The organism is Streptomyces sp. NPDC045695 (genome assembly GCF_056432025.1).
In genome coordinates this window covers 54,196-78,267 of record NZ_JBWKJU010000006.1, presented here as the reverse complement: position 1 = coordinate 78,267, position 24,072 = coordinate 54,196, and the positions used below count along the sequence as shown (strand labels likewise).

16 protein-coding genes are annotated in these 24,072 nt (G+C 71.2%); 8 read left to right on the top strand and 8 right to left on the bottom strand.

Going from position 1 to position 24,072, the window contains the following annotated elements:
- Positions 1-100: 100 nt before the first annotated feature.
- Both AC07DU_RS13050 and AC07DU_RS13045 read left to right on the top strand, forming a co-directional pair.
- A complete protein-coding gene (locus tag AC07DU_RS13050) occupies positions 101-1,396 on the top strand; it encodes a glycoside hydrolase family 6 protein (RefSeq protein WP_479111265.1) in 1,296 nt (431 codons plus the stop codon).
- A gap of 353 nt (positions 1,397-1,749) precedes the next feature.
- A complete protein-coding gene (locus tag AC07DU_RS13045) occupies positions 1,750-3,174 on the top strand; it encodes an endo-1,4-beta-xylanase (protein WP_479111263.1) in 1,425 nt (474 codons plus the stop codon).
- Positions 3,175-3,272: 98 nt separating this feature from the next.
- On the opposite strand, the gene araD is transcribed toward AC07DU_RS13045, so the two are convergent.
- Positions 3,273-4,010, bottom strand: coding sequence for an L-ribulose-5-phosphate 4-epimerase AraD (araD, locus tag AC07DU_RS13040; protein ID WP_392055620.1), 738 nt, complete (start codon positions 4,008-4,010; stop codon positions 3,273-3,275).
- A 320-nt stretch (positions 4,011-4,330) separates the two neighbouring features.
- Here araD and AC07DU_RS13035 point away from each other — a divergent pair, with 320 nt between their 5' ends.
- On the top strand, positions 4,331-5,407 hold the full coding sequence (locus AC07DU_RS13035) for a LacI family DNA-binding transcriptional regulator (protein WP_453371553.1): 1,077 nt from the start codon (positions 4,331-4,333) through the stop codon (positions 5,405-5,407).
- A gap of 147 nt (positions 5,408-5,554) precedes the next feature.
- Here the strand turns inward: AC07DU_RS13035 and AC07DU_RS13030 are convergent, their stop codons facing one another.
- From AC07DU_RS13030 to AC07DU_RS13010, 5 genes are all read right to left on the bottom strand, one after another.
- On the bottom strand, positions 5,555-6,679 hold the full coding sequence (locus AC07DU_RS13030; protein WP_479111261.1) for an aldose epimerase family protein: 1,125 nt from the start codon (positions 6,677-6,679) through the stop codon (positions 5,555-5,557).
- Positions 6,680-6,811: 132 nt separating this feature from the next.
- Positions 6,812-7,834: a galactofuranose ABC transporter, permease protein YjfF gene (gene yjfF, locus AC07DU_RS13025; RefSeq protein WP_360897017.1), complete on the bottom strand. Its 1,023-nt coding sequence runs from the start codon at positions 7,832-7,834 to the stop codon at positions 6,812-6,814.
- A complete protein-coding gene (locus AC07DU_RS13020; protein ID WP_479033341.1) occupies positions 7,831-8,991 on the bottom strand; it encodes an ABC transporter permease in 1,161 nt (386 codons plus the stop codon). Before AC07DU_RS13020 ends, yjfF begins: the two co-directional genes overlap by 4 nt.
- Complete coding sequence (locus tag AC07DU_RS13015; protein WP_479111259.1) at positions 8,988-10,547, bottom strand: sugar ABC transporter ATP-binding protein; 1,560 nt, start codon at positions 10,545-10,547, stop codon at positions 8,988-8,990. Before AC07DU_RS13015 ends, AC07DU_RS13020 begins: the two co-directional genes overlap by 4 nt.
- A 246-nt stretch (positions 10,548-10,793) precedes the next feature.
- The gene (locus tag AC07DU_RS13010) at positions 10,794-11,792 is read right to left on the bottom strand and encodes an ABC transporter substrate-binding protein (protein WP_479111257.1); all 999 of its coding nucleotides are present in this window, start codon (positions 11,790-11,792) and stop codon (positions 10,794-10,796) included.
- A 517-nt stretch (positions 11,793-12,309) separates the two neighbouring features.
- Between AC07DU_RS13010 and AC07DU_RS13005 the strand changes: the two genes are divergently transcribed.
- The 4 genes from AC07DU_RS13005 (at position 12,310) to AC07DU_RS12990 (ending at position 17,348) form a co-directional block, all read left to right on the top strand.
- Positions 12,310-14,004 (top strand): ribulokinase, encoded by a 1,695-nt coding sequence (locus tag AC07DU_RS13005; RefSeq protein ID WP_479033332.1) that lies wholly within the window; start codon positions 12,310-12,312, stop codon positions 14,002-14,004.
- 83 nt (positions 14,005-14,087) lie between these two features.
- Complete coding sequence (gene araA, locus AC07DU_RS13000) at positions 14,088-15,599, top strand: L-arabinose isomerase (RefSeq protein WP_479111255.1); 1,512 nt, start codon at positions 14,088-14,090, stop codon at positions 15,597-15,599.
- Between the two features lie 414 nt (positions 15,600-16,013).
- Entirely contained in the window at positions 16,014-16,925 is a 912-nt protein-coding gene (locus tag AC07DU_RS12995; RefSeq protein ID WP_479033327.1) for a helix-turn-helix domain-containing protein, read from the top strand.
- Between the two features lie 81 nt (positions 16,926-17,006).
- Entirely contained in the window at positions 17,007-17,348 is a 342-nt protein-coding gene (locus AC07DU_RS12990; protein WP_479111253.1) for a hypothetical protein, read from the top strand.
- 982 nt (positions 17,349-18,330) lie between these two features.
- Here the strand turns inward: AC07DU_RS12990 and AC07DU_RS12985 are convergent.
- Both AC07DU_RS12985 and AC07DU_RS12980 read right to left on the bottom strand, forming a co-directional pair.
- Positions 18,331-18,504, bottom strand: coding sequence for a hypothetical protein (locus tag AC07DU_RS12985; protein WP_479111251.1), 174 nt, complete (start codon positions 18,502-18,504; stop codon positions 18,331-18,333).
- Positions 18,505-18,555: 51 nt separating this feature from the next.
- Positions 18,556-21,291: a beta-L-arabinofuranosidase domain-containing protein gene (locus AC07DU_RS12980; RefSeq protein ID WP_479111249.1), complete on the bottom strand. Its 2,736-nt coding sequence runs from the start codon at positions 21,289-21,291 to the stop codon at positions 18,556-18,558.
- 325 nt (positions 21,292-21,616) lie between these two features.
- On the opposite strand from AC07DU_RS12980, the gene AC07DU_RS12975 reads away from it, so the two are divergent.
- Complete coding sequence (locus tag AC07DU_RS12975) at positions 21,617-24,052, top strand: SpoIIE family protein phosphatase (protein ID WP_479111602.1); 2,436 nt, start codon at positions 21,617-21,619, stop codon at positions 24,050-24,052.
- Positions 24,053-24,072: the final 20 nt, after the last annotated feature.

The following is a 24,072-nucleotide window of genomic DNA, read 5'->3' as shown; positions in this document are numbered from 1 at the left end:
CGGACCACGGCGCCGGGCCGGGCCCGCCATGGCGCCGGGCCGGCCCCCACGCGGTCCGACGCCGGGGCCCGCGTCCCGACCCCCCTACCGAAGGAACCCCGTGCGCATCCCCCTGCACCGATGGGCCCTGGCAGCGAGCGCAGTGACGCTGCTCCTCGGCGCCGCCTCCCCCTCCCCCGCCTCCGCGGCGACGGGCCCGGCGCCCGACTCCCACACGCTCCCCACGAACACCCGCTTCTTCGTCGATCCCGACGGCGACGCGGCCCACCAGGCCGTCACCGACCTCCTCCACGGTGACTTCGCGGGCGCCAAGTCCCTGGCCAAGCTGGCCAGTTGGCCGGAGGCCGCCTGGTTCACCGACGGCACACCGGCGCAGGTCGAATCCCGCGTACGCGACCTGGTGCGCCGCGCCGAGCGAAACCGGACGGTTCCCGTCCTGGTGGCCTACAACATCCCGCTGCGCGACTGCTCCCAGTACTCCTCGGGCGGTGCGCAGTCGGACACCGAGTACCAGGCCTGGATCAGCGCCTTCGCCCGGGGGCTCGGCCGCAGCAAGGCTGTCGTCATCCTCGAACCGGACGGGCTGGCCAACCTTCCCTCCGACTGCGGTCCCGACAGCGACCCCACCGGTGCGATCACCACGGGACGCTTCGCCGACCTCAACCATGCGATCGACGCACTGGGACGACAGCCGAACAGCGTCGTCTACCTGGACGCCGGCAACAGCCACTGGCGCAGCGTCGGCGACATCGCGCAGCGCCTCCTCCAGGCCGGCGTCACCCGCACCCAGGGCTTCTCGCTGAACGTGTCGAACTATCTGGCCACCGATCTGTCCACCCACTACGGCACCTGGGTCTCCCAGTGCCTGTGGTTCGCCGCCGAGGGCCCGGACTGGGCCAGGGGGCACCCCGACTGGTGCGCGAGCCAGTACTACTCCCCCTCAGCACCGAACGACGGGCAGCCGGGCAACTCCGTGAACGTGGACGACCCGTCCACCTGGCACTGGACCGACCAGTGGTTCCAGCAGAACGTCGGCACCCCGCCCGCGCAGGAGCTCACCCACTTCGTCGTCGACACCAGCCGCAACGGCAGGGGCGCCTGGACCCCGCCCGCGGGCAAGTACAGCGGCGACCCGCAGACCTGGTGCAACGCCCCCGGCCGCGGCATAGGCGACCGGCCGACCGCGAACACCCGCGTCCCGCTCGTCGACGCCTACCTGTGGATCAAAACCATCGGCCAGTCCGACGGCCAGTGCAACCGCAGCATCCCGGGCGGCACCATCGACCCGGAGTACGGCATCGTCGACCCCGCGGCCGGCGTGTGGTGGCCGGAGCAGGCCAAGTCCCTCGTCCGCAACGCCAACCCGGCCCTGGAGTTCAACACGGCCCTGCACTGACCGCGTAACGAGAGGCGACCCGAGGGAAATACGGGCCCCCTCCTCTTTTTCCTGGGCGATCCCCATCGAAATACTTTCGATGGGGATCGCTTTATGCTGAGCGACTCATAGAGAGCGCAAGGGACCTCGCATTCTCGAAATGCTTTCGAAACTCTTGACTTGTTTCAGCGGGGTTTCCAGACTGAGGTCTGACGTGGTGTCACGTCTCTGTCCGGGTGCCGGGTGTCGGCCGCCTTGGATCTGTACGCCCTCGCGATGAGCGTCCTTCGTCACGGGACGCGGGCGTCGTTCACACGGATTCACGCTGACCGCGCTCCCATCCTTCCGCGCATTTCCGTCCTGGAGGTTCTTTCATGGGCTCACATGCCATTCCCCCACGCACCGTCCGCCGGTTGATCGGCGGTCTTCGTACGGCCCTGCTCGTCGGCGTCCTCGGTTCGGCCGCCGTGCTGGTGGCTCCGCCGGCCTCGCACGCCGCCGAGAGCACGCTCGGCGCCGCGGCGGCGCAGAGCGGCCGCTACTTCGGCACCGCCATCGCCTCGGGCCGGCTGGGCGACCCGGCGTACACGACGATCGCAGGCCGCGAGTTCAACTCGGTGACGCCCGAGAACGAGATGAAGATCGACGCCACCGAACCGCAGCAGGGCCAGTTCAACTTCGCCGCCGGTGACCGCGTCCACAACTGGGCGGTGCAGAACGGCAAGCAGGTACGCGGCCACACCCTGGCCTGGCACTCCCAGCAGCCCGGCTGGATGCAGAGCCTCAGCGGCAGCGCGCTGCGCGCTGCGATGACCCACCACATCAACGGCGTGATGGCCCACTACAAGGGCAAGGTGGCCCAGTGGGACGTCGTGAACGAGGCGTTCGCCGACGGCAGTTCGGGAGCCAGGCGCGACTCCAACCTGCAACGCACCGGCAATGACTGGATCGAGGTCGCCTTCCGCACCGCACGCGCCGCCGACCCGGCCGCCAAGCTCTGCTACAACGACTACAACGTCGAGAACTGGACCTGGGCCAAGACCCAGGCCGTGTACGCCATGGTCCGGGACTTCAAGCAGCGCGGCGTGCCGATCGACTGCGTCGGCTTCCAGTCCCACTTCAACAACGACAGCCCGTACAACGGCAATTTCCGGACCACTCTGCAGAACTTCGCCGCCCTCGGCGTCGACGTGGCCGTCACCGAACTCGACATCCAGGGCGCCTCGGCGACGACCTACGCCAACGTGACCAACGACTGCCTGGCCGTCCCGCGCTGCCTCGGCATCACCGTCTGGGGTGTGCGCGACACCGATTCCTGGCGCTCGGAGCAGTCGCCGCTGCTGTTCGACGGCAACGGCGGCAAGAAGCCGGCCTACGCCTCCGTGCTCAACGCGCTCAACGGCGGCTCCCCCGGGACCGGTTCCGGACAGATCAAGGGCGTCGGGTCGGGCCACTGCCTGGACGTACCCGGCGCCGGCACCACCGACGGCACCCAGCTGAACCTGTGGGACTGCAACAACCGCACCAACCAGCAGTGGTCGTACACCGCCGCGGGTGAGCTCAGGGTCTACGGCAACAAGTGCCTGGACGCCGGCGGCACCGGCAACGGCGCCAAAGTGCAGATTTACAGCTGCTGGGGCGGCGACAACCAGAAATGGCGCCTCAACTCCGACGGATCCATCGTAGGAGTCCAGTCCGGCCTCTGCCTTGACGCCGCCGCCAACGGCACCGCCAACGGCACCCTGATCCAGCTCTACTCCTGCTCGACCGGCAGCAACCAGCGCTGGACCCGCACATAACCGGTCGCAGTGAACGGGGAGCCGCAGCCGGTCACACCGTCGTCCGACGGCTGCGGCTGCGGCTGCGGCTGCGGCTGCGGCTGCGGCAGCAACCCGTCTCAGGCACCCCGTCCGTGCGGGGGGTTGCCGTAATAGGCGTCCGGTCCGTGCTTACGGGTGAAGTGCCGCTCCAGCAGATGCCTCGGCGGTTCGGAGGCGTCCCCGAGGCGGGACCCCAGCGCCAGCGTGTGCAGCGCCATCTCCGCCACGGCCTCGCAGACGATGGCGTTCTCCAGCGCGGCCTTCGCGGTGGGGCCCCAGGTGAAGGGGCCGTGCCGTGAGACGAGCGCTCCGGGGACCTCTTCGGCCCGGCGGGGATCGCCGTCGAGCCGGGCGACGATCACCTGTCCGGTGTTGTACTCGTAGTCCTTCGCGCACTGCTCGGCGCTGAGGTCCGCCGTCACGGGAACCGGCCCGTTGAAGGTGTCGGCGTGCGTCGTCCCGAGCACGGGGATCGGGCAGCGTGCCTGGGCGAAGGCGACGGCGTGCGTCGAGTGCGTGTGGGTCACGCCGCCGATGGAGGGGAAGGCCCGGTAGAGGCAGCGGTGCGTTTCGGTGTCGGTGGACGGCCTGAGGTGCCCGTCGACGACCCGCCCGTCCTCCAGTGCCACCGTCACCAGGTCCTCCTCGGTGAGGTCGGCGTAGGAGACCCCCGACGGCTTGATGACGAAGACTCCGGCGTCCCGGTCCACCGCGCTGACGTTCCCCCAGGTGAGGGTGGCCAGACCGGCCTGCGGGATGCGCAGGTTGGCCGCGAGGACCTCGCGCCGGAGGTCCTTGAGGGGGGTCTTGCTCACTGCGCTCTCACCGTCTCTCCGGCATGCGCGGCGGCTGCTCCGGGGCCGGCGTCCGGCAGGACCCGCGGTCGCGCATGAGTGGGCTGGACTGATCGGGGGCCGTACCGGGCATCGTGGCTGCGCTACCGGGCGGCCTCCGATCGAATTGTGAGCGCTAACAAGAGGCAATCTCAAGAGGTACGAGAAGATTCCTCCCCACAACATGCCGTGAGCGCTGCATAATGTGAACGCCAACATCGATAGCGGGCCGAGCATCGCCCGATCGGTCCGAGACGTGTGCGGGCCCCGGCCGGTTCGGTACCTTGAGGGAAGGCCGCTCGATGAGGAAAGGAAGAGAGTTGACCCAGCTCCCAGACGTCTCGCGAGCGCCCACGATGACGGACGTCGCACGCGTCGCCGGCGTGTCCCACCAGACCGTTTCACGGGTGCTCAGCGACCACCCGAACGTCAGCGCCAAGACCCGGGCCGCGGTGACGCAGGTCATCGAGCAGCTGGGGTACCGCCGTAACTCGGCAGCCCGGGCCCTGGCCACCCGCCGGACCCACACGCTGGGCGTCATCGCCGTGAACACCACCCTGCACGGGCCCGCCAGCACCGTCGCGGGCGTGCAGGAGGCGGCTCGGGACCGCGGGTACCTGACGTCCGCCGTCACGCTGCGGACCGCCACGCAGACGGCCCTCGCCGAGGCCATGCAGCACCTCGCGGGCTGGGGCGTGGAGGGGATCGTCGCCGTCACTCCCCAGCGCGACGCGGTGCGGGCCCTGGCGGCCTTGGAGGCCCCGTGCCCGGTGGTCACCGTGGAAGGCGGCCACACGCTGGACCTGCCGGGGGTGTCGCTGGACCAGAACCTCGGCGCCCGCATGATCACGGAACACCTCCTCGCGTCGGGCCACGCCACCGTGTGGCATGTCGCGGGCCCTCCCGACTGGCTGGAGAGCGAGGCCCGCACGCAGGGGTGGCAGGACGCGCTCCGGGAGGCCGGCGCCGAGGTGCCGCCCCCGCTGCGCGGCGACTGGAGTCCGCTGTCGGGATACCAGGCCGGGCAGCAGCTCGCGGGCCGGGTCCGGGCGTCACGGGGGCGCGGAGCGGGCCTCACCGCGGTGTTCGTCGCCAACGACCAGATGGCCCTCGGTGTCCTGCGGGCCCTGCGGGAGGCGGGCCTGCGCACGCCGGAGGACGTGGCGGTCGCCGGCTTCGACGACATCCCCGAGGCGGAGTTCTTCCCGCCGCCGCTGACGACGATCCGTCAGGACTTCGCCTCGATCGGCCGCGACAGCATCGGGCTGCTCCTGGACCACATCGAAGGCCGCACCGCGGAGTCGACGCACCTGGTGGTGGCGCCCGAGCTCATCGTGCGCGCCAGTACGGCCCGCCGGAGCGCTTCCCCCGGCGCCTGACGCCCGCCATCGGGGGATTTCCCCCTCCCTGGCGGTGGTCGTGCCCCGGGCCCGACGACACGTCGTACGGGGAGGGGCGGCGGGCGCGAAAGCCGCCGCCCGCCGCCCTTGCGGTTCCGGGCGGCGGGTCGGTCGGCATCGGCCCTCTCAGGCGGTGGCCGTGGTGAAACTGTGGATCGTGGTGGACCGGTACAGCTCACCCGGGCGCAGGACGACCGTCGGGTAGCCGGGGCGGTTCGGGGAGTCCGGGAAGTGCTGGGTCTCCAGCGCGACCCCCGCGTAGGCACGGTACGGTCTGCCCCCCTTGCCCGTGATGTCACCGGTCAGGCCTTGGGCGGTGTAGACCTGGATGCCCGGTTCCGTGGTGCGCACCTCCATGCGGCGTCCGGATGCGGGGGCGTACAGCACGGCGGCCTTGCGGGGAGTGGCTCGCGGGGCGCCGTCGAGGACCCAGTTGTGGTCGAAGCCGCCGCCCGCGAGCGCCAGTTGTGCGTCCGCATGGGTCAGGACCTCGCCGAGCCGGCGCTGCCTGCGCAGGTCGAACGGCGTGCCGCTGACCGCGCGGTGGGGGCCGTCGGGGATCAGCTCGGCGTCCACGGGGGTGTAGAGGGGGGCCGCCACATGGAGGTGGTGGGACAGGACGTCTCCGCGCCCCTCCCCTTCGAGGTTCCAGTAGGCGTGGTTGGTGAGGTTGACGACCGTCGGCGCGTCGGCGACCGCCTGGTAGGACAGGGTCAGGTTGTCGTCCCGGTCCAGCGTGTAGGTGACGCGGACGTTCAGGGCGCCGGGGAATCCCTGGTCGCCGTCCGGGCTGTGCAGGCACAGGCGGACACCGGTGCGGTGCACGGAGTGGAAGGGTTCGCACCGCCACACGCGCTGGTCGAACCCGTCGGGACCGCCGTGCAGCGTGTGCCCGGTCTCCTGGGTGGCGAGCCGGTGGGTGACGCCGTCGACGACGAGCCGGCCGCCCGCGATGCGGTTGGCGTATCGGCCCACCGTCGCACCGAAGTAGCGTGCGGAGCCCCGGACGGCTGCGGGGTCGCGGGCGGCGAGCACCACATCGGCCGTGTGGCCCCAGCGGTCCGGCAGGATCAGGGAGTGGAGACGGGCGCCGCGCGTGTGGACCTCCGCGCGGGCCCGGCCGGGGAAGCCGAAACGCCACCTCTCCCCCGTTCCCTCGTCGGCCAGGCGCAGGGGACGGTCCGCCCGGGGGCCGGGGGCGCTCTGCCCGGGCTCTGCGGCCTGGTGGGTGGTTTCACATGCGTGGTCCATTGCGTGTTCCCTTGCGTGTTCCATGGCGGGGTTCCCCTGGAAGTCGGCCCGCCGCAGGGCGCGCCGGGAGGCACGGGGTGATCACGGCACGCGAACGCGGGGGTACGGGCTGGTGGGCGGCGGGGCCGGGAGTCAGTCGGCGGCGGGGCGGCGTCCGCTCATCAGGCGTTGCAGCACGATGAACACGAGCAGCAGGGCGCCGATGACGATGCGGGTCCACCAGGAGCTGAGGGTGCCCTGGAAGTTGACGACCGTCTGGATCATGCCGAGGACGAGCACGCCGAGGGCGGTGCCCAGGACGAAGCCGGAGCCGCCCGTCAGCAGCGTGCCGCCGATCACGGTGGCGGCGATCGCGTCGAGTTCCATGCCCATGGCGTGGAGGGCGTAGCCGGAGAGCATGTAGAAGGTCAGCAACAGGCCGCCGAGCGCGGAGCACAGACCGCTGACGGCGTACACGGCGATCTTGGTCGAGCCGACCGGGAGACCCATCAGACGTGCGGAGGACTCGTTGCCGCCGAGCGCGTACACGTTGCGGCCGAAGCGCGTGTGGTGCAGGACGACGAAGGCGATCACCAGCACGGCCAGGGCGATGACCACCGGGACCGAGACGAACAGTCCACCGGGGCCGTACAGCCGCGTCTGCGCGATGCCCGCCGTGGTGGGATCGCTGATCGTGATGGATTCGGTGCTGATCGTGTAGCAGAGCCCGCGGGCGAGGAACATGCCGGCCAGGGTGACGATGAACGGCTGGATCTCGAAGGTGTGGATGATCCAGCCCATGAGCGTCCCGCTCGCGGCGCCGACCAGCAGGACCAGCGGAACGACGGTGGCCAGGGGCCAGCCGTGCGACTCGACCAGCCAGGCGGTGAGCATGGTCGACAGGGCCACCATGGAGCCGACGGACAGGTCGATGCCGCCGGTGAGGATGACGAAGGTCGCCCCGACCGCCACCACGAGGAGGAATCCGTTGTCGATCAGCAGGTTCAGCACGACCTGCGTGGAGAGGAAGCCCTCGTAGCGCACCGATCCGACGCTGAACATGACGGCCAGCAGGACGGCCGTGACGATGAGTGGGATACGGGTCCGGGTGCGTGGGGACACGGTCGCGAAGGGGCGGGTGAGGGCCGCGGCGGCGCCCGCGATGCCGGTACTCATGCGGGTACCTCCTGCTGCGGGGCGGCGCCCGCCGTGGTGGGGGATCGGTCGGTGGTCGCCGCGCGGCGGCGCAGCACCTTGGCCCGGAAGACCGGGGACTGCACGAGGCAGACGACGATGACGACGACGGCCTTGAAGACGAGGGTGGTCTCGGGTGGGACGCCGAGGGTGTAGACGGTGGTGGACAGGGTCTGGATGATCAGGGCGCCCAGGACGGTGCCGCCGAAGGAGAAGCGACCTCCGGTCAGGGCGGTGCCGCCGACGACGACGGCGAGGATCGCGTCGAGCTCGATCCACAGGCCGGCGTTGTTGCCGTCGGCGCTGGAGACGTTGGAGCTGATCATCAGCCCGGCGACGGCGGCGAACAGCGCGCTGAAGACGTAGACCAGGACGAGCAGACCGCCGGCGCGGATGCCGACCAGGCGGCTGGCGGCGGGGTTGCCGCCCACGGACTCGATGAGCATGCCCAGGGCGCTGCGGCGGGTGACGAAGGCGGTGACCGCGACGAGGGCGGTCGCCAGGAGGACGGCGAACGGGAAGGTCAGCCAGTAGCCGCCGCCGATCATCTTGTAGGGGGAGCTGGTCACCGTGATGATCTGGCCGTCGGTGATCAGCTGGGCGACGCCGCGGCCCGCGACCATCAGGATCAGGGTGGCCACGATGGGCTGCACTCCCAGCCCGGACACCAGCAAGCCGTTGGCGAGGCCCAGCACGAGGGCGACGCCGAGCGCGAGGGCGACGGCCGTGAGCATGGTGGCGACGCTGCCGGGATCCGCGGCGGTGGAGATGTGCCCGCAGGCGAGGGCTCCGGCGATGGCGACGGTGGAACCGACCGAGAGGTCGATGCCGCGGGTGGCGATGACGAGGGTCATGCCGAGCGCCACCAGGGTGAGGGGCGCGCCGAACTGGAGGATGTCGATGAGGCTGCCGTAGAGGTGGCCGTCGCGTACGCGGACGGAGAAGAAGTCGTGCTGGAAGGCGAGGTTGCCGAGGAGCAGGGCCAGCAGGATGAGCGTGGGCCACAGGAGGCGGTGGCCGGCCAGTCGTCTCCGGATTCCGCCGGGCGCCCCGGACCCGGACGCCGAGCGGTGCTTGGAGGTGGGCGTGGAGGTGGGCGTGGAGGTGGTGGACGTGGACGTGTCGGGTTGGGGAGTCATGAGTCCGCTCCGGTGGCGATGGCCGTCAGGATGCGTTCGGGCGTGACGCTGTCGTCATTGGTGAGGGTGGCCACCACGCGGTGGTCGCGGAGCACGGCGATGTGGTGGCTCAGGCGCAGGACCTCTTCCAGCTCCGCCGAGATGAACAGCACGGCGGTGCCTTCGCTCGCCAGGCGGGCCACGAGTTTCTGGATCTCCGCCTTGGCCCCGATGTCGATGCCCCGGGTGGGTTCGTCGAGGATCAGGAGCCGGGGTGCGGTCAGCAGCCACCGCGCGAGGAGGACCTTCTGCTGGTTGCCTCCGCTGAGGTGGCGTACCTGCGCTTCGGGGTCGGCGGGGCGGATGTCCAGGGCTTCGATCCAGTGCCGTGCCAGTTCGTCCTGCTTCGCACGGGCCAGCGGCCTGGTCCAGCCGCGGGCGGCCTGCAGGGCCAGGACGATGTTCTCGCGGACCGTGAGCTCGCCCACCAGTCCCTCCGACTTGCGGTTCTCGGAGCAGAACGCGATGCCGCGGGCGATGGCGTGGCGGGGGGTGCGCAGGAGTACCTTCTCGCCCTCGATGCTCACGTCTCCGCCGTCCGCGCTGTCCGCGCCGAACAGGAGGCGCGCCGCCTCGGTGCGGCCCGAGCCGAGGAGACCTGCCAGTCCGATGACCTCGCCGGCATGGACGTCGAGGTCGTACGGCTCGATCGAGCCCGTGCGGGTCAGTTGTCGGGCCCGCAGGAACGGCTCGCTGGTCGCCCGCCCGGCCGCTTCCTCGCGGGCACGGCCGGACAACTGGTCCAGGGTGGCCAGTTCTCCGCCGATCATGCGCTGGACCAGGGTCATCGGAGTGAGTTCCCCGATGGGGTACTCACCTTCCAGACGGCCGTTGCGGAGGATGGTGACGCGGTCGCAGAGGTCGAACACCTGGTCCAGGAAGTGCGTGACGAACAGGATGGCCACACCACGGTCCCGCAGGCGCCGCACCAGGGAGAAGAGCTGGCTGACCTCCTCGCGGTCCAGGCTGGAGGTGGGTTCGTCCAGCACGAGCACCTTCGCCGAGACGTCCACCGCCCGGACGATGGCGACCAGCTGCTGCACCGCCAGGGAGTGCGATCCGAGCAGACTGGTGACGTCCAGGCCGAGGTCGAGTTCCGTCAGCAGCTCCGCCGCCCGCTGTCGCATCGCGGACCAGTGGATGAGACCGAACCGGCGCGGTTCGCGCCCGATGAGGATGTTCTCGGCGACCGAGATGTTCGGGCAGAGGTTGACCTCCTGGTAGACGGTGCTGATTCCGGCCCGCTGCGCCTGGAGGGGGTCCGCGAACACATGGGGCCGGCCGTCGACGAGGATGGCGCCGCCGTCGGCGGGGTGGACGCCGGTGAGCACCTTGATCAAGGTGGACTTACCGGCGCCGTTCTCGCCCATCAGGGCGTGCACCTCGCCGGGGAAGAGCCGCAGGGCGACTCCGTCGAGGGCGAGCACGCCCGGGAACTGCTTGCGGATGCCCTGGGCTTCCAGGACCGGCCGCGGGCCTGCGGCGTCCGTGGGCCGCGGGGTGGACGGGGATGCCATCCGCCCTCCTCTCGTGGGTGGGGTGGTGGAGCCGTGCTCCGGGCGGTGAAGGAGGCAAGTGGTGCAGCGGCCGGAAGGTTTGCCCGGCCGCCCGCGCGGGGCACCTCCCGGCTGTGGCCGGGAGAGCGGGAACGGGAGGGGACGGCCCGCTCCGGGTCCGCTCCGGGCCTGCTCCGGGCCTGCTCCGGGCTCCGGGCCTGCTCCGGGCCTGCGACGGGCCTCCTCCGGCCCCGGAACCGCGCCCCGTCAGTAGTTCCGGGTCGGCAGCGCGGCCGCGGCCTTGTCCTGCGGGAAGACGCCCTCCTCGGTCTCGACGCGCGTCGGGACCTCCTGCCCCGCCGCGACCTTCTTGGTCAGCTCCATCAGCTGGTCACCGAGCAGCGGGTTGCACTCCACCACGACGTTGATCTTGCCCTCGGTCATCGCGACGAACGCGTCCTTGATGCCGTCCACCGAGATCACCTTGATGTCCGTCCCGGGCTTCTTGCCGGACTCCTCGATGGCCTGGATGGCGCCGAGGGCCATGTCGTCGTTGTGGGCGTAGAGGACGTCGATGTCCTTCTGGGACTTCAGGAACGCCTGCATGACCTCCTTGCCCTTGGCGCGGGTGAAGTCGCCCGACTGCGAGGCCACGATCTTGAACTTGTCGTCGGCGCGGATGACGTCGGCGAAGCCGGACTTGCGGTCGTTGGCGGGTGCGGATCCGGTGGTGCCCTGGAGCTCGACGATGTTGACCGGGCCCTGCTCGTTCGCGTAGGCGGCGGTCAGCCACTCGCCCGCGGACTTGCCCTCCTTGACGAAGTCCGAGCCCAGGAAGGTCTTGTAGAGGGAGGTGTCCTTGGTGTCCACGGCCCGGTCGGTGAGGATGACCGGGATGCCCGCGTCCTTGGCCTCCTTCAGCACCGTGTCCCAGCCGGACTCCACGACCGGCGAGAAGGCGATGACGTCGACCTTCTGCTGGATGAAGGTGCGGATCGCCTTGATCTGGTTCTCCTGCTTCTGCTGCGCGTCGGAGAACTTGAGGGTGATGCCGGCCTTCTTCGCCGCCTCCTGGACGGACTTGGTGTTGGCGGTACGCCAACCGCTCTCCGCGCCGACCTGGGCGAAGCCGAGGGTGATCGTGCCGCCGGAGCCCGTCTTGGCTCCCGGGGAGGAGTCGGAGGCGGGCTTCTCGGTCGAGCAGGCGGTCAACGCCGAGGAGGCGAGGAGGGCGGCGGTGAGGACGATAGCTGCTCTGCGAGCCATGTCGTGTGTCCTTTCACGGTGTACGGAAGAGGCGCCGCACGGCCGGGTGGCCGGCGTCGACGTCGAAGCCGGAAGGGGAACCGGAGTCGCAGTCGAAGTCGGAACCGGCAGGAGGGGATTTCCTGAGGGCGGCGGCGCTGTCGCATTGTGAGCGCTAACAAGCCGCGTTCTCAACCCCCTTGCGTGCGTTACCTGTCCGTTACCGCGCCGGGTGCGATGCCGGGGCGGGGCGCGTCCTTCGCGACGCCGTCGGCCCGGCCGACCACCCGCGGGAAGCGCGTACCCACCGCACCTGGACGCGAGATCGACTCGGGCGCCCGACCCATCCGGGCGGCCCCCGCGAGGCTGGAGCTCACAGGCGACCCGCGCCCACCCCTTGCCTATCGACATTGTTAGCGCTCACACTGCGGGGGAACCACCGTCCGACCGCCAGGTCCGCGGGGCGGCACCTGCGCCTGCCCCGCCGCGCCCGGCCGCACGGCCGGCCAGCCCCACGGCTCCTTCGAAAGGCACTCCGTTGACGTCACCCCACCCCCCCGCCCACGCCCCGCACTCCGAGGAATCGGAGCAGTACACGGTCGGCGTCGACTTCGGCACGCTGTCGGGCCGCGCCGTCGTGGTGCGGGTGCGCGACGGTCAGGAGCTGGCCGCGGCGGTCCACCCGTACCGGCACGGCGTCATCGACCGCCAGCTGCCGAACGGCGGTGCCGGGCTGCCCCCGGACTGGGCCCTGCAACACCCCCAGGACTGGAGGGAGGTCCTGCGCAGCGCCGTCCCGCAGGCCGTGGCGGCGGCCGGGATCGATCCCGCCGCGGTGATCGGCATCGCCACCGACTTCACCGCCTGCACCGTCCTGCCCACGCTGGCCGACGGCACTCCCCTCGCCGAGACGGAGCTCGCCGGACGGCCGCACGCGTGGCCCAAGCTCTGGAAACACCACGCGGCCCAGTCGCACGCCGACCGCATCAACGAACTCGCCCACGCCCGCGGCGAGAAGTGGATCGCCCGCTACGGCGGCCGGATCTCCGCCGAGTGGCAGTTCGCGAAGGCCCTCCAGGTCCTGGAGGAGGATCCGCTGGTCTACGACACGTGCGCGCGGTGGATCGAGGCCGCCGACTGGATCGTGTGGCAGCTCACCGGAACCGAGTCCCGCAACGCCTGCACGGCCGGATACAAGGGCATCCACCAGGACGGCGCCTACCCGAGCGAGGATTACCTGGCCGCGCTGAACCCCCGGTTCGCCGACTTCGCACGCACCCGCCTCGCCTTCCCCCTCTCCGCGCTGGGCTCCCGCGTGGGCTCACTCAGTACTGAGGCGGCCGCCTGGACGGGGCTGCGCCCCGGCATCGCCGTGGCCGCGGGCAACGTCGACGCCCATGTCACCGCGGCGGCGGCCCAGGCCGTCGAGGACGGTCAACTGCTCGCCATCATGGGCACCTCCACCTGCCACGTCGTGAACGCTCCCGTCCTCGCCGACGTCCCCGGCATCTGCGGTGTCGTCCACGGTGGGATCGTCGAGGGGACCTACGGCTACGAGGCCGGCCAGAGCGCGGTCGGTGACATCTTCGCCTGGGTGCTGGACCAGGGAGTCCCGTCGGACTACCTGGCCGAGGCCGCCGACCGCGGCGAGGACCTGCACACCCTGCTGACCCGCAAAGCCGCGGACCAGCCGGTGGGCGGCCACGGACTGGTCGCCCTCGACTGGCTGAACGGCAACCGTTCGGTCCTCGTCGACCACCACCTGTCCGGGGTCATCGTGGGTCTCACCCTCGCGACCCGCCCCGAGGACGTCTACCGCGCGCTGCTCGAAGCCACCGCGTTCGGCACCCGTGTCATCGTGGAGGCCCTGGAGTCGGGCGGCGTACCGGTGCACGAGTTCATCGTCGCCGGCGGACTGGCCAAGAACGAGCTGCTGATGCAGATCTACGCCGACGTGCTGCGCCGCCCCGTCTCCCTCGCCGCGTCCGACCAGGGCCCGGCCCTGGGGTCGGCCATCCACGCTGCCGTAGCCGCCGGCGCGCACCCCGACGTGCGCACGGCCACCGCCGCCATGGGCCGCCGACGGCCCGCCGGGTACGTGCCCGACACCTCCCGGGCCGACGCCTACGACGCCCTCTTCGCCGAGTACCGGCTCCTGCACGACCACTTCGCCGACGGCGGCCCGCTGCACCGCCTGAGGAGGATCCGCGACACGGCCCGCACCGCGGGCTGACCGCCCCCGCTGCTCATCACCCCTTCCCCACCCGCCCGCCGTGCCCTCACCACCGTTGCGGGACGTCACCTTCAGGAGTCCATGTGCCCAGCCCCACGTCTCCCGCCCAGGAAATCTGGTTCCTCACCGGCAGCCAAGGCCTGTACGGGGAGGAGACGCTCCAGCAGGTCGCCCACCAGTCACGGCAGATCGCCACAGCGCTGGCCGACGACTCCGGCATTCCCGCACGCGTGGTGTGGAAGCCGGTGCTAACGGACGCCGGGGCCATCCGCCGGGTGTGCCTCGACGCGAACGCCGACGACCGGTGCATCGGGCTCATCGCGTGGATGCACACCTTCTCGCCGGCCAAGATGTGGATCGCCGGACTGGACGCCCTGCGCAAGCCGTTGCTGCACCTCCACACCCAGTCGAACGTGGCCCTGCCCTGGGACACCATCGACATGGACTTCATGAACCTCAACCAAGCCGCCCACGGCGACCGCGAGTTCGGGCACATCCAGGCCCGTCTGGGCGTACCCCGCAAGACGGTGGCCGGGCACGTAACCGATCCGGTGACGATCACACGCGTCGCGACCTGGGCGCGGGCCGCCGCCGCGCGTACGGAACTGGCCACCCTCAAGGTCGCCCGGTTCGGCGACAACATGCGCGACGTGGCCGTGACCGAGGGCGACAAGGTCGAGGCGCAGCTGCGCTTGGGCGTCTCCGTCAACACGTACGGCGTCAACGACCTGGTGGAGGTCGTCGACAGCGCGGACGAGACCGAGGTGACGACCCTCGTCAAGGAGTACGAGGACCTGTACGAGCTGACACCGCAGCTGCGACCGGGAGGCGAGCGGCACGACTCGCTGCGCTACGCGGCCCGCATCGAGGCCGGTCTGCGCACCTTCCTCGAAGCCGGCGGCTTCGGGGCCTTCACCACCAACTTCGAGGACCTGGGCGGACTGCGCCAGCTGCCCGGCCTCGCGGTCCAGCGGCTGATGGCCCAGGGGTACGGCTTCGGCGGAGAGGGCGACTGGAAGACCGCCGTCCTGCTGCGCGCGCTCAAGGTGGCCGCGGCCGGTCTCCCGGGCGGCACCTCCTTCATGGAGGACTACACCTACGACATGACGCCCGGCGACGAGCTCATCCTCGGCGCGCACATGCTGGAGGTCTGCCCCACCCTGGCGACCGACAGGCCCCGTTGCGAGATCCATCCCCTCGGCATCGGCGGGCGGGAGGACCCGGTCCGGCTGGTGTTCGACGCCGCGCCCGGCCCGGCCGTGGTGGTCGGTCTGGCCGACCTCGGTGACCGCTTCCGTCTGATCGCCAACGACATCGACGTGGTGGCACCCCCTCACCCGCTGCCCGCCCTGCCCGTCGCCCGCGCGGTCTGGCGGCCCCGTCCCGATCTTCGGACCTCCACCGAATCCTGGCTGACGGCCGGAGCACCGCACCACACCGTCCTCAGCACCGCCCTCACCTCCGACCACCTCGACGACCTGGCGGACATGCTCAGCGTGGAGCTCCTCCTCATCGACGAGACCACCACCGCGAAGCAGTTCCGGCGCGATCTGCGCTGGAACCAGGCGTACTACCGGCTGGCACGCGGCCTGTGAACCCGTTGAAGCCCAGCCCGGTTCCCCGCAGCCGGGCCCCGGCCGACCGGCCTCGACGTCTGGGCGTCGGAAGCTCGTGCTGTCCCGGCTCGCCGCCCGGCACGACGAGATGACGCACTTGAGGAACACGAGGCCGGCAGCACTGACAGGCGAGGTTCCCGGCACGTCTCCTGCTTTCCCTGCCCTGCGCAGTGGTGCAGGCGATCCTCTTGAGGTGCGCATCCACGGCAGGTGGTGTTGCTGCCAGGACTGATGCGCCTTCGCTGAGCCCCGTCGTGTCCCGGGTCCACGAGCTCCTGTGGACCTGCATGACCGACACGGCAAGCGGCGGAAAGCCCCTCGACGTCAAGATCCACCGGCTCGCGTGCCCGGGTGCTTGAGTCTCCAGCGGCTGGAGGGTCCAGGATCTCACCCATGGAAGACGAACGCCCCGACGTGCTCACCATCGGCCGGCTCGCGCACCGCACCGGCCTTCCGGTGCGCACCCTGCGCTTCTGGTCGGACGAGGGAGCAGTGCCGCCCGTGGCCCGCTCCGCGAGCGGCTACCGGCTGTACGACGCCGAGTCCGTGGCCCGCGTCGAGCTGGTCCGCACCCTGCGGGAGCTGGGCCTCGGGCTCGACGACGTGTGCCGCGTCCTGAGCGGCCGCACCACGGTCGCCGAGGTCGCCGACGCGCACGTGGCCGCGCTCGACGCGCAGATCCGCTCCCTCAAGGTGAGCCGGGCCGTCCTGTCCACCGTATCGAAGCGTGGTTCGACCGCTGAGGAGACAGCACTGATGAACCGGTTGGCACGGCTGTCCGCCGCCGAACGCAAGCAGATCATCGACGAGTTCAAGGAGGAGGTGTTCGGCGGTCTCGACGTCGACCCGCGCCTGCGTGACCGCATGCGCACCTTCAGCGTCGAACTGCCCGACGACCCCGCACCCGAGCAGGTCGACGCCTGGATCGAACTGGCCGAGCTGGTGCGGGACCCCGGCTTCCGCGCCCGGATGCGCACCATGCTGGAGCTGAGCACCCCGGTCCCCGGGCAGAGTCGTGCCCCCGGGGCGTCCATCTGGTGGGCCAGGCAGGTCGTGGAGACCGTCGCGGAGGTGAGAAAACGCGGGATCGCCCCTGAGGGACCGGCAGCGGCCGAAGTGTTGTCCGAGTTGTTCGGCGACGCCGATCGGGCCGCCGTCCTGTTGTGCCTGGAGGCCGGGATCGAGGCAGGGGCAGATCGCTACCGCAGGCTCGTCGCCCGCGTGCGCGGACAGTATTCGTCTCCCGACGCGTCCGAGGAGCTGGAGTGGCTGGCGCGAGCCCTGCGTGCCGCGGATCAAGCCTGACCAGCCGTACCGCCCCTGCCCGCATGGTTTGAGGCGAAGCGACCACCTGTTCCCGCTCCGCCGCGTGTGATCACGGGCTGGGTGCAGCTGCCGCTCTTCACCACGGTCCGGGACTTTCACCGGTCAGACCGGGAACGGCACGCCGACCTGGCCGGCCCTTGGCTCGTCCGGGCCCGGCAGACGGCCCGAGCCCTGGGCGAGGCCCGCGGCTGGAGCCGCTGGATCACGAGTGACGTCGACCGGGCCTTGGTCCGCAGCATGCCCTCGATCACGGCCGCGACCTCGGACGACGTCAAGCAGATGCCGTCCTCGCGTGGGGCCGAGGCAGGGGCTGGCCATCGACGGAGCGGCCCGGCGCACCAGGAACTCTGGTGCGCCGGGCCGCTCGACGGTCTCAGCTCTGCTGCAGGGGAGTCCGGATGAACGCGAAGTCCGCCGACGCGAGTTCGGGCCGGTACTGAGCACGACACGGGGTCCCACAGCGGCGCTGCCGAGGCCCTGGACGGCATGGTCGGTGTGAAGGTGGATCACCGGGCCCGGGACGAGGTCGCCGTGGTGCCGTGCGGCGTCGAGCGTACGTAGGGCGTCTGCAGCTCGTCCACGGCCGCGCGGAAACGTCCGACGTGAACTGCCTGCCAGGAGTGGGGTAGGCCTCGCCCGCTCCCGCGCCGAACCACTCCACCCGGGACCAGTCGGCGGGAACCTCCCAGTCCAGTCCGATGCGGCCAGGGAGCGGGACCTGTTCCTGCGGAGCAGCTCCTGGTATTCCTCCGGCGGGAGCGCCGGGTCGACCATGGTGTCGTGGAAGGTGTCGTCGCGCTCGGGCCAGTGGCCGCAGGGTTCGGCGTGGACCCGCAGGCGCAGTTCGCCGTCGCCGTCCCAGCTGTAGGTGGTGAGGTAGCCGCAGCTGCCCGCGGCGGCGGCGCTGCGGACGACGACGTCATGCCCTGTGCGTCGGGAGTGACGGAGACGGTGCGCCGGCGCAGTCGGTCCAGTCCGCGGTCCTTCCCGTAGGCGGCGTCGCGCTGCGACCAGCCACGGTCGTTGTCGGTGGGGGCACGCCACAGGTTCAGCCGTGGCCCGCGGAGGGCAAGTCCGCCGATCGCGACCAGCGCTCCGGTGGTGCGGTCGAAGCGGCCGGGGCCGAGCAGGATGTGCTCGCCCTCGCTGCGGGCCCGCCCCGGCGGGCCGATCCGCCGGCGGCGGCCCGCCGGGGAGAGCCGCAGTTGCCCCCAGCCGACCACGTGACCTTCGGGAGGTAGGTGCCCGCGGAGAACTGGTACACCCGCACCGCCAGCACGTTGCGGCCGGTGTGCCCGCCCAGGTCGGGGGGGGAGGTCCAAGGTCCGGCGGTAGTCCCCGATCTCGTTCTCGTCGGGGCGAAGGGCGGGTCGACAGATATCGGCTAGGCGATGCTGACGCAGAGGGGCCGGCCGTAGCCGTGCAGCTGCCAGTGGGAGGGGACGCGAAGGGCGTCCCAGGAGCCGTCGTCGAAGTCCGGGGCGTCGGAGTCCAGGGCCGCGCGCGGCGCCGCCCTGCCGAGACCGGGGGTGTAGTCCTCGAAATAGCGCGCGGACAATGCGGGATCCTCCGGCGGTCGTAGATGGTGCGCGCGGGACTCGGCGCGGGGTCAGATGAATCGCCATAGGTGGTCATCGGTGCCGTTGTCGTCCCACAGGACGGTCTGGGCTCCCTGGGCCGTGGAGGCGCCGGAGACACCGAGGACGCGGCCGCTGGTGGCGCACTGGATCCTGAAGGTGTCGCCGCCGCCGTGGCGCAGGCGCCAGCGGTGGTCGGCGGCGCCGTTGTCCGCCCACTGGACGATCCGGGAGCCGTTGGCGGTGCCGCCGTTCTCCACGGCGAGGACCTTGCCGCTGTGGGAGTTGCGCAGGCGCAGGTGGCCGCCGGTGTCGACGACGGCCGTCCAGAGATGGTCGGCGGTGCCGTTGTCGTCCCACTGGACGGCGAGGCCGCCGTCGGCGGTGGACATGGCCTGCACGCCGAGGACCCGCCCGCTGGCGACGTTCTGGATGCGCCTGGCACCGTCGGGGACGAGCTGCCACTGGCCGGAGGGGGCGCCGGTGTCGGGCACCTGCACGGCCGCGGCGCCGTTGGCGGTGGAGCCGCCCTCGATGCCGAGCAGCTTTCCCGTGTGGACGTTCCGGAGCTTGTGGTAGCCGTTGCCGGCGTCCACGACGGTCCACCGGTGGTCGGCGGTGCCGGTGTCGGCCCATTGGAGGATCGGGGCGTTGTCGGCGGTGGACATGTCCTTCACGCCGAGGACCTTGCCGCTGTTGAGGTTGCGCAGCCGCAGTGCGGCGCCGTCGACGAGGGGGATCCATGTGTGGTCGGTGGTACCGGAGTCGGTCCACTGCAGGGCGAGGCCCCCGTCGGCCGTGGACATGTCCCGGATGCCGAGGACGAGTCCGCTGGCCGCGTTGACGAGACGGAGGCCGGGGCGGTCGGTCCGCCAGTAGACGGTGTAGTTGAAGCCCTGGGCGTCGTGGAAGGGGGCGAGGTCGACCTTCGTCCCGTTGGCGGTGGCCGTGAAGGTGAGGGCGGCGGCGCTGGTCCGGGTGATCGAGGAGGGGTCCAGGGCCGGGAGGGCGGACAGTGCGGTGCTGCCGTAGTTGCCCGCGAGGACGACGGGGCCGTAGGTGATCGCCGCGACGGCGGGGTCGTCGTTGGCGGCGTGGAGGGCCACGCGCATGGGGAGCTTGACGGTGACGGTGTCGCCGGGGGCCCAGGACCGGGTGAGGGTGGCGTAGGTGCCCGGGTCGGCCGTGACGCTCTGGGCGACGCCGTTGACGCTGAGGGTGGCGCCCGCGGTCCAACCGGGGATGCGGACGCGCATCGACCAGGTCCCGCCGACGCTGCCGGTGACCTTGAGCGTCGTGGTGTCGCCGGCCGGATAGGAGGTGGTCTGGGTGACCGTGATCCCTCGCTGGGTCCAGTTCAGGACGGAGGGGAGGAACAGGTTCACCGTGAGGGTGGTGCCGTCGTGGAAGTAGATCGAGTCCATCAGCTTGGTGTTGGACTCGACGCCCGTGCCCTGGCAGCACCAGAAGGTGCCGTAGTCGGTGCTCCAGGTGCCGCCGCCCCAGGCCGGGCCCACGCCGCGGCGGCCGCCCGGGTTGAGGGGGGTGAAGTAGGTGACGTGTCCGTGCGGGTCGGCCGGGTTCTGGGCGCCGATGACATGGTTGAGCAGCGCCTTCTCGTAGAAGTCGAAGTACGACGCCCGGTCGGGCTCCAGCTGCCACAGTTCCCGGGTCAGCTTGAGCATGTTGTAGGAGTTGCAGAGCTCGCAGGTGTCGCGGACGAGAAAGCCGGCGATGGCGTTCGGGGCCCGGAAGTGTTCCGCCTGGCTGTTGCCGCCGATGGCGTAGGTGTGCGAGGTGGTGCAGATCGCCCATGCGTGGGTGGCGATGTCGCGGTAGCGGGTCGTCCCGGTGGCCTTGTACTCGCGGACGGCTCCGATCCACTTGGGCACCTGCGTATTGGCGTGCAGGCCGCTCAGCTGGTCCTGGTTCGCGGCGAGGGGGTCGAAGACCGCGGCGTGGTCGAAGCGCTGGGCGCAGGTCAGCCAGCGTGCGTCGCCGGTCTGTTGGTAGAGGTCGGCCAGTACCTCGTTCATGCCGCCGAACTCGACGCCCATCAACGACTGCATCGTGCTGCGGCTGAGGGGGGCGGTGCGTCGGTCGACCCAGCCGGCGAGCGCGAGGAGCACGTCGCGGGCCTGGGTGTTCCCGATGAGGCGCCACACGTCGAGCAGACCGGCCATGGTCTTGTGGATGCAGTAGTACGGGACGTTGCCGTTGCTCAGCCTGCCTGCTTCGAGGCTGGTGAAGTCGCTCTCGGGGAAGCCCGAGAGGTAGCCGGTGGAGAAGCCCGCGGTGGCGTTGTTGGCCTGGCACCTGGCGAGTTCGGCCACCATGCGGTCGGCCTTGTCGCGGCAGGTGGTGTCCCCGAGTGCGGCGTAGGCCTGGGCCCACGCCGTGAGGAAGTGGCCCTGCACGTGGGTGCGGAAGGGGAACGCCGGGTCGTCCCAGCCTCCGGGCGGGGCTGCGGCGTTGGTGGAAAGCCGGTGGTTGGCACGGAAGTTGTACAGCAGGCGGTCGACGTCGACGAAGCGGAGGTAGGCGAGGGTGCGGTTCTGGTTGTCGAGCCATCGGCTGTTGGTGAGCCGGACTTGGCCCATGTCGAACGGGAACGTCGACACTCCGACGTCGGACCTGACCGGGGAGGCCTGCGCGGTGGCGGTGGCGGTGGCGGAGGCGAGGCCGAGGACGGGGCCGGTGGCCGCGGCCACGGCGGCGACGCCGGTCGCCTTGATCATGGCGCGGCGGCTGAAGGGGTGAGCCGGCATGGCGAACTCCGTGGTCCGTGGGGGAGGAAGTCGGGAACGGGGGCCGGTGTGCGCGGCCCTGGTCGGCGGGCCCGGGGTGGTGGTGCGGCGCCCACTCCCGCACGAGTGTTAACGCTAACAATTAGGTGTGTCAATGCTTTCGACGCGACACCCGGCGCCCCGCCCGGGAGCGCCCGGACCAGACCGTCGGTCACGTGGTGTTCACGGCCTCCTACGAAAGGTGACCGGGAACGCGTCCCGCAGGGAGCGGACCTAGGCTGGAAGCGACCGCTGGAAACTGGTCCTGGCCGGCTCCGCTGTCCGGACGGAGGCGTGGCGCGTGGAGATGGATGCCAAGCAGGATGCCCCGACCAAGCAGGATGCCCCGACCGCCGCGGTCGTGGTCGACCCGGACGGTATGGTGAGCGGCTGGAGCGAGGGCGGGCGGCTGCTGCTGGGCTGGACGGCGGAGGAGACTGTGGGACGGCCCGTAACCGACCTGTTGGCCGCTCACACCCCCGGCGTGCCCTGGAACCAGGGCATCGGCTCCGACCTCACGGGGGTCGTCCCGCTGCGCCACCGGAACGGTTCGACGGTGGACGCCGCGCTGACGGCTCATCCGCTGCACGGCGCGGACGGCCGCGCGCTGGGCCACGTGGTGACCGCCCAGCCGTGGGGACGGCGCCCGGTGATCGCCGACCGGGCCTTCGAGCAGTGCCCCTTCGCCCTGGGCGTCTACGACCCCGAGCTGCGGTTCCTGTGGGTCAACGCCTCCGCCTGCCGGGTGATGGCGCACTCCGAGGAGCAGGTGCTCGGTGAGAAGTACCGCGAGCTCTTCCCCGAACTGGACGACATGGCGTACACCGACCGGCTCTCCGAGGTGGCGAGGACCGGGGAGCCCGCGCGTCTCATCACCGTCTTCCGCCCGCTCGGCAGCGATTACGCCAACGCGTGGGCCACCAGCATGTGGCCCGTCCGAGATGCCGAGGGCAGGATCCGCGCGGTCGCCAACTGGGGATTCGACATGAGCGCCGAGTACTGGGCCCGGCAGCGCCTGCTCCTCCTCAACAAGGCCGGCGGGGGCATCGGCCGGACACTCGACGTGCTCGGAACCGCCCAGGAACTGGCCAGGGCCCCGGTGCCGGGATTCGCCGACCTCGTCACCGTGGACCTCTTCGACGAGGTGCTGCGCGGAGAGGAACCGCCCTCCGCGTCCGCGTTCACCCCTGGCGAGAGCATCGCGCTCAGCCGCGCCGCCCGGCACAGCGTGAGGGCGGACACCGACACCGACCGGGCGCCCGGTCCCAGGACCCCGGTCAGCCATCCTCCCGGTTCCGTCGCCGCCCGCTGCATGGCCACCGGCGGGTCCACCGTCGAGCTCGCCACCGAGCCGGGCCAGGGCGGCGAATGGGCCTTCGGGCCCGGGCTCGCCGCCGACCCGGCCCACTGGCCACCGGGCCATCCGGTGATCAACGGGTCCCTCGCCGCGGACGGACTGACCGGCCGGATCACCGTTCCGCTCCGGGCGCGCGGCGCGCTGCTCGGCGTCGTCGCCTTCTCCCGCCGCGAGCGGCCCGAGGCCTTCACCGCCGACGACCTGATCCTCGCCGAAGAGCTGACGGCCAAGGCGGCGGTCGCCGTCGACAACGCCCGCCGGTACTCGCGCGAGCGCACCACGGCGCTGACCCTGCAGCGCAGCCTGCTGCCGCAGCGACTGCCCAGCCCGGCGGCGATCGAGGTGGCGTCCCGCTACCTGCCCGCCGGGACCGGCGCTGAGGTGGGCGGTGACTGGTTCGACGTCATCGCACTGTCCGGCGCCCGGGTCGCCCTGGTCGTCGGCGATGTCGTCGGCCACGGCCTGCACGCCTCGGCCAGCATGGGCCGGCTGCGTACGGCGGTCCGCACCCTCGCCGACGTCGATCTGCCGCCGGACGAGCTGCTGACCCACCTGGACGACCTGGTCCTCCACCTGTCGGGCGACCTTCAGTCAGCCGGCGACGTCGAGACGGCCGGCGAGTTCGGGGCGACCTGCTTGTACGCGGTCTACGATCCGGTCTCCCGCCGCTTCACGCTGGCCAGCGCCGGCCATCCGCTGCCGCTGGTCATCTCCCCGGACGGCACCAGGACCCCGGTACTCGTCCAGCCGGGACCGCCGCTCGGCGTCGGTGGGCTGCCTTTCGAGGCCACCGAGCTCGAACTGCCCGAGGACAGTCTGCTCGCCCTCTACACCAACGGACTGGTGGCGAGCCGCGAGCGCGACCTCGACCAGGGGACCGCCGCACTCCAGCGGGTCCTGAACCACTCGGCCACCTCACTGGAGGCCCTGTGCGACACGGTGTTGGACGTCATGCTCCCCGCACGCCGTACCGACGACGCCGCCCTGCTGCTCGCTCGCACGCACGCCCTGGACCCCCACCACGTCAGCGACTGGGACGTCGAGCCCGACCCCGCGCAGGTGCCGCTCGTCAGGAAGTTCGCCGTGGACCAGGTGGACGCCTGGGGGCTGGAGGAGGCGTCGTTCGTCACCGAACTGGTCGTCAGCGAGCTGGTCACCAACGCCATCAGGTACGGCGAGCCGCCGATCAGGCTGCGGCTGATTCGCGATGCGTCCCTGATCTGCGAGGTCTCCGACGCGAGCAACACCGCTCCGCACCTCCGCCGGGCCCGCGCCTTCGACGAGGGCGGCCGGGGCCTGCTGCTGGTCGCCCAGCTCACCCAGGGCTGGGGCACCCGGCAGACCGCCCGCGGCAAAACGATCTGGTGTGCGCAGGCCCTTCCTTGAGACCCTTCCCTGAGGCTCTT

What these genes read in the sequence shown, in the direction of transcription:
- AC07DU_RS13045 (WP_479111263.1), top strand. Translation starts at nt 1,750, where the DNA reads ATGGGCTCACATGCCATTCCCCCACGCACCGTCCGCCGGTTGATCGGC.
- AC07DU_RS13035 (WP_453371553.1), top strand. Translation starts at nt 4,331, where the DNA reads ATGAGGAAAGGAAGAGAGTTGACCCAGCTCCCAGACGTCTCGCGAGCG.
- AC07DU_RS13030 (WP_479111261.1), bottom strand. Translation starts at nt 6,679, where the DNA reads ATGGACCACGCATGTGAAACCACCCACCAGGCCGCAGAGCCCGGGCAG.
- yjfF (WP_360897017.1), bottom strand. Translation starts at nt 7,834, where the DNA reads ATGAGTACCGGCATCGCGGGCGCCGCCGCGGCCCTCACCCGCCCCTTC.
- AC07DU_RS13020 (WP_479033341.1), bottom strand. Translation starts at nt 8,991, where the DNA reads ATGACTCCCCAACCCGACACGTCCACGTCCACCACCTCCACGCCCACC.
- AC07DU_RS13015 (WP_479111259.1), bottom strand. Translation starts at nt 10,547, where the DNA reads ATGGCATCCCCGTCCACCCCGCGGCCCACGGACGCCGCAGGCCCGCGG.
- AC07DU_RS13010 (WP_479111257.1), bottom strand. Translation starts at nt 11,792, where the DNA reads ATGGCTCGCAGAGCAGCTATCGTCCTCACCGCCGCCCTCCTCGCCTCC.
- AC07DU_RS12995 (WP_479033327.1), top strand. Translation starts at nt 16,014, where the DNA reads ATGGAAGACGAACGCCCCGACGTGCTCACCATCGGCCGGCTCGCGCAC.
- AC07DU_RS12980 (WP_479111249.1), bottom strand. Translation starts at nt 21,291, where the DNA reads ATGCCGGCTCACCCCTTCAGCCGCCGCGCCATGATCAAGGCGACCGGC.
- AC07DU_RS12975 (WP_479111602.1), top strand. Translation starts at nt 21,617, where the DNA reads ATGGATGCCAAGCAGGATGCCCCGACCAAGCAGGATGCCCCGACCGCC.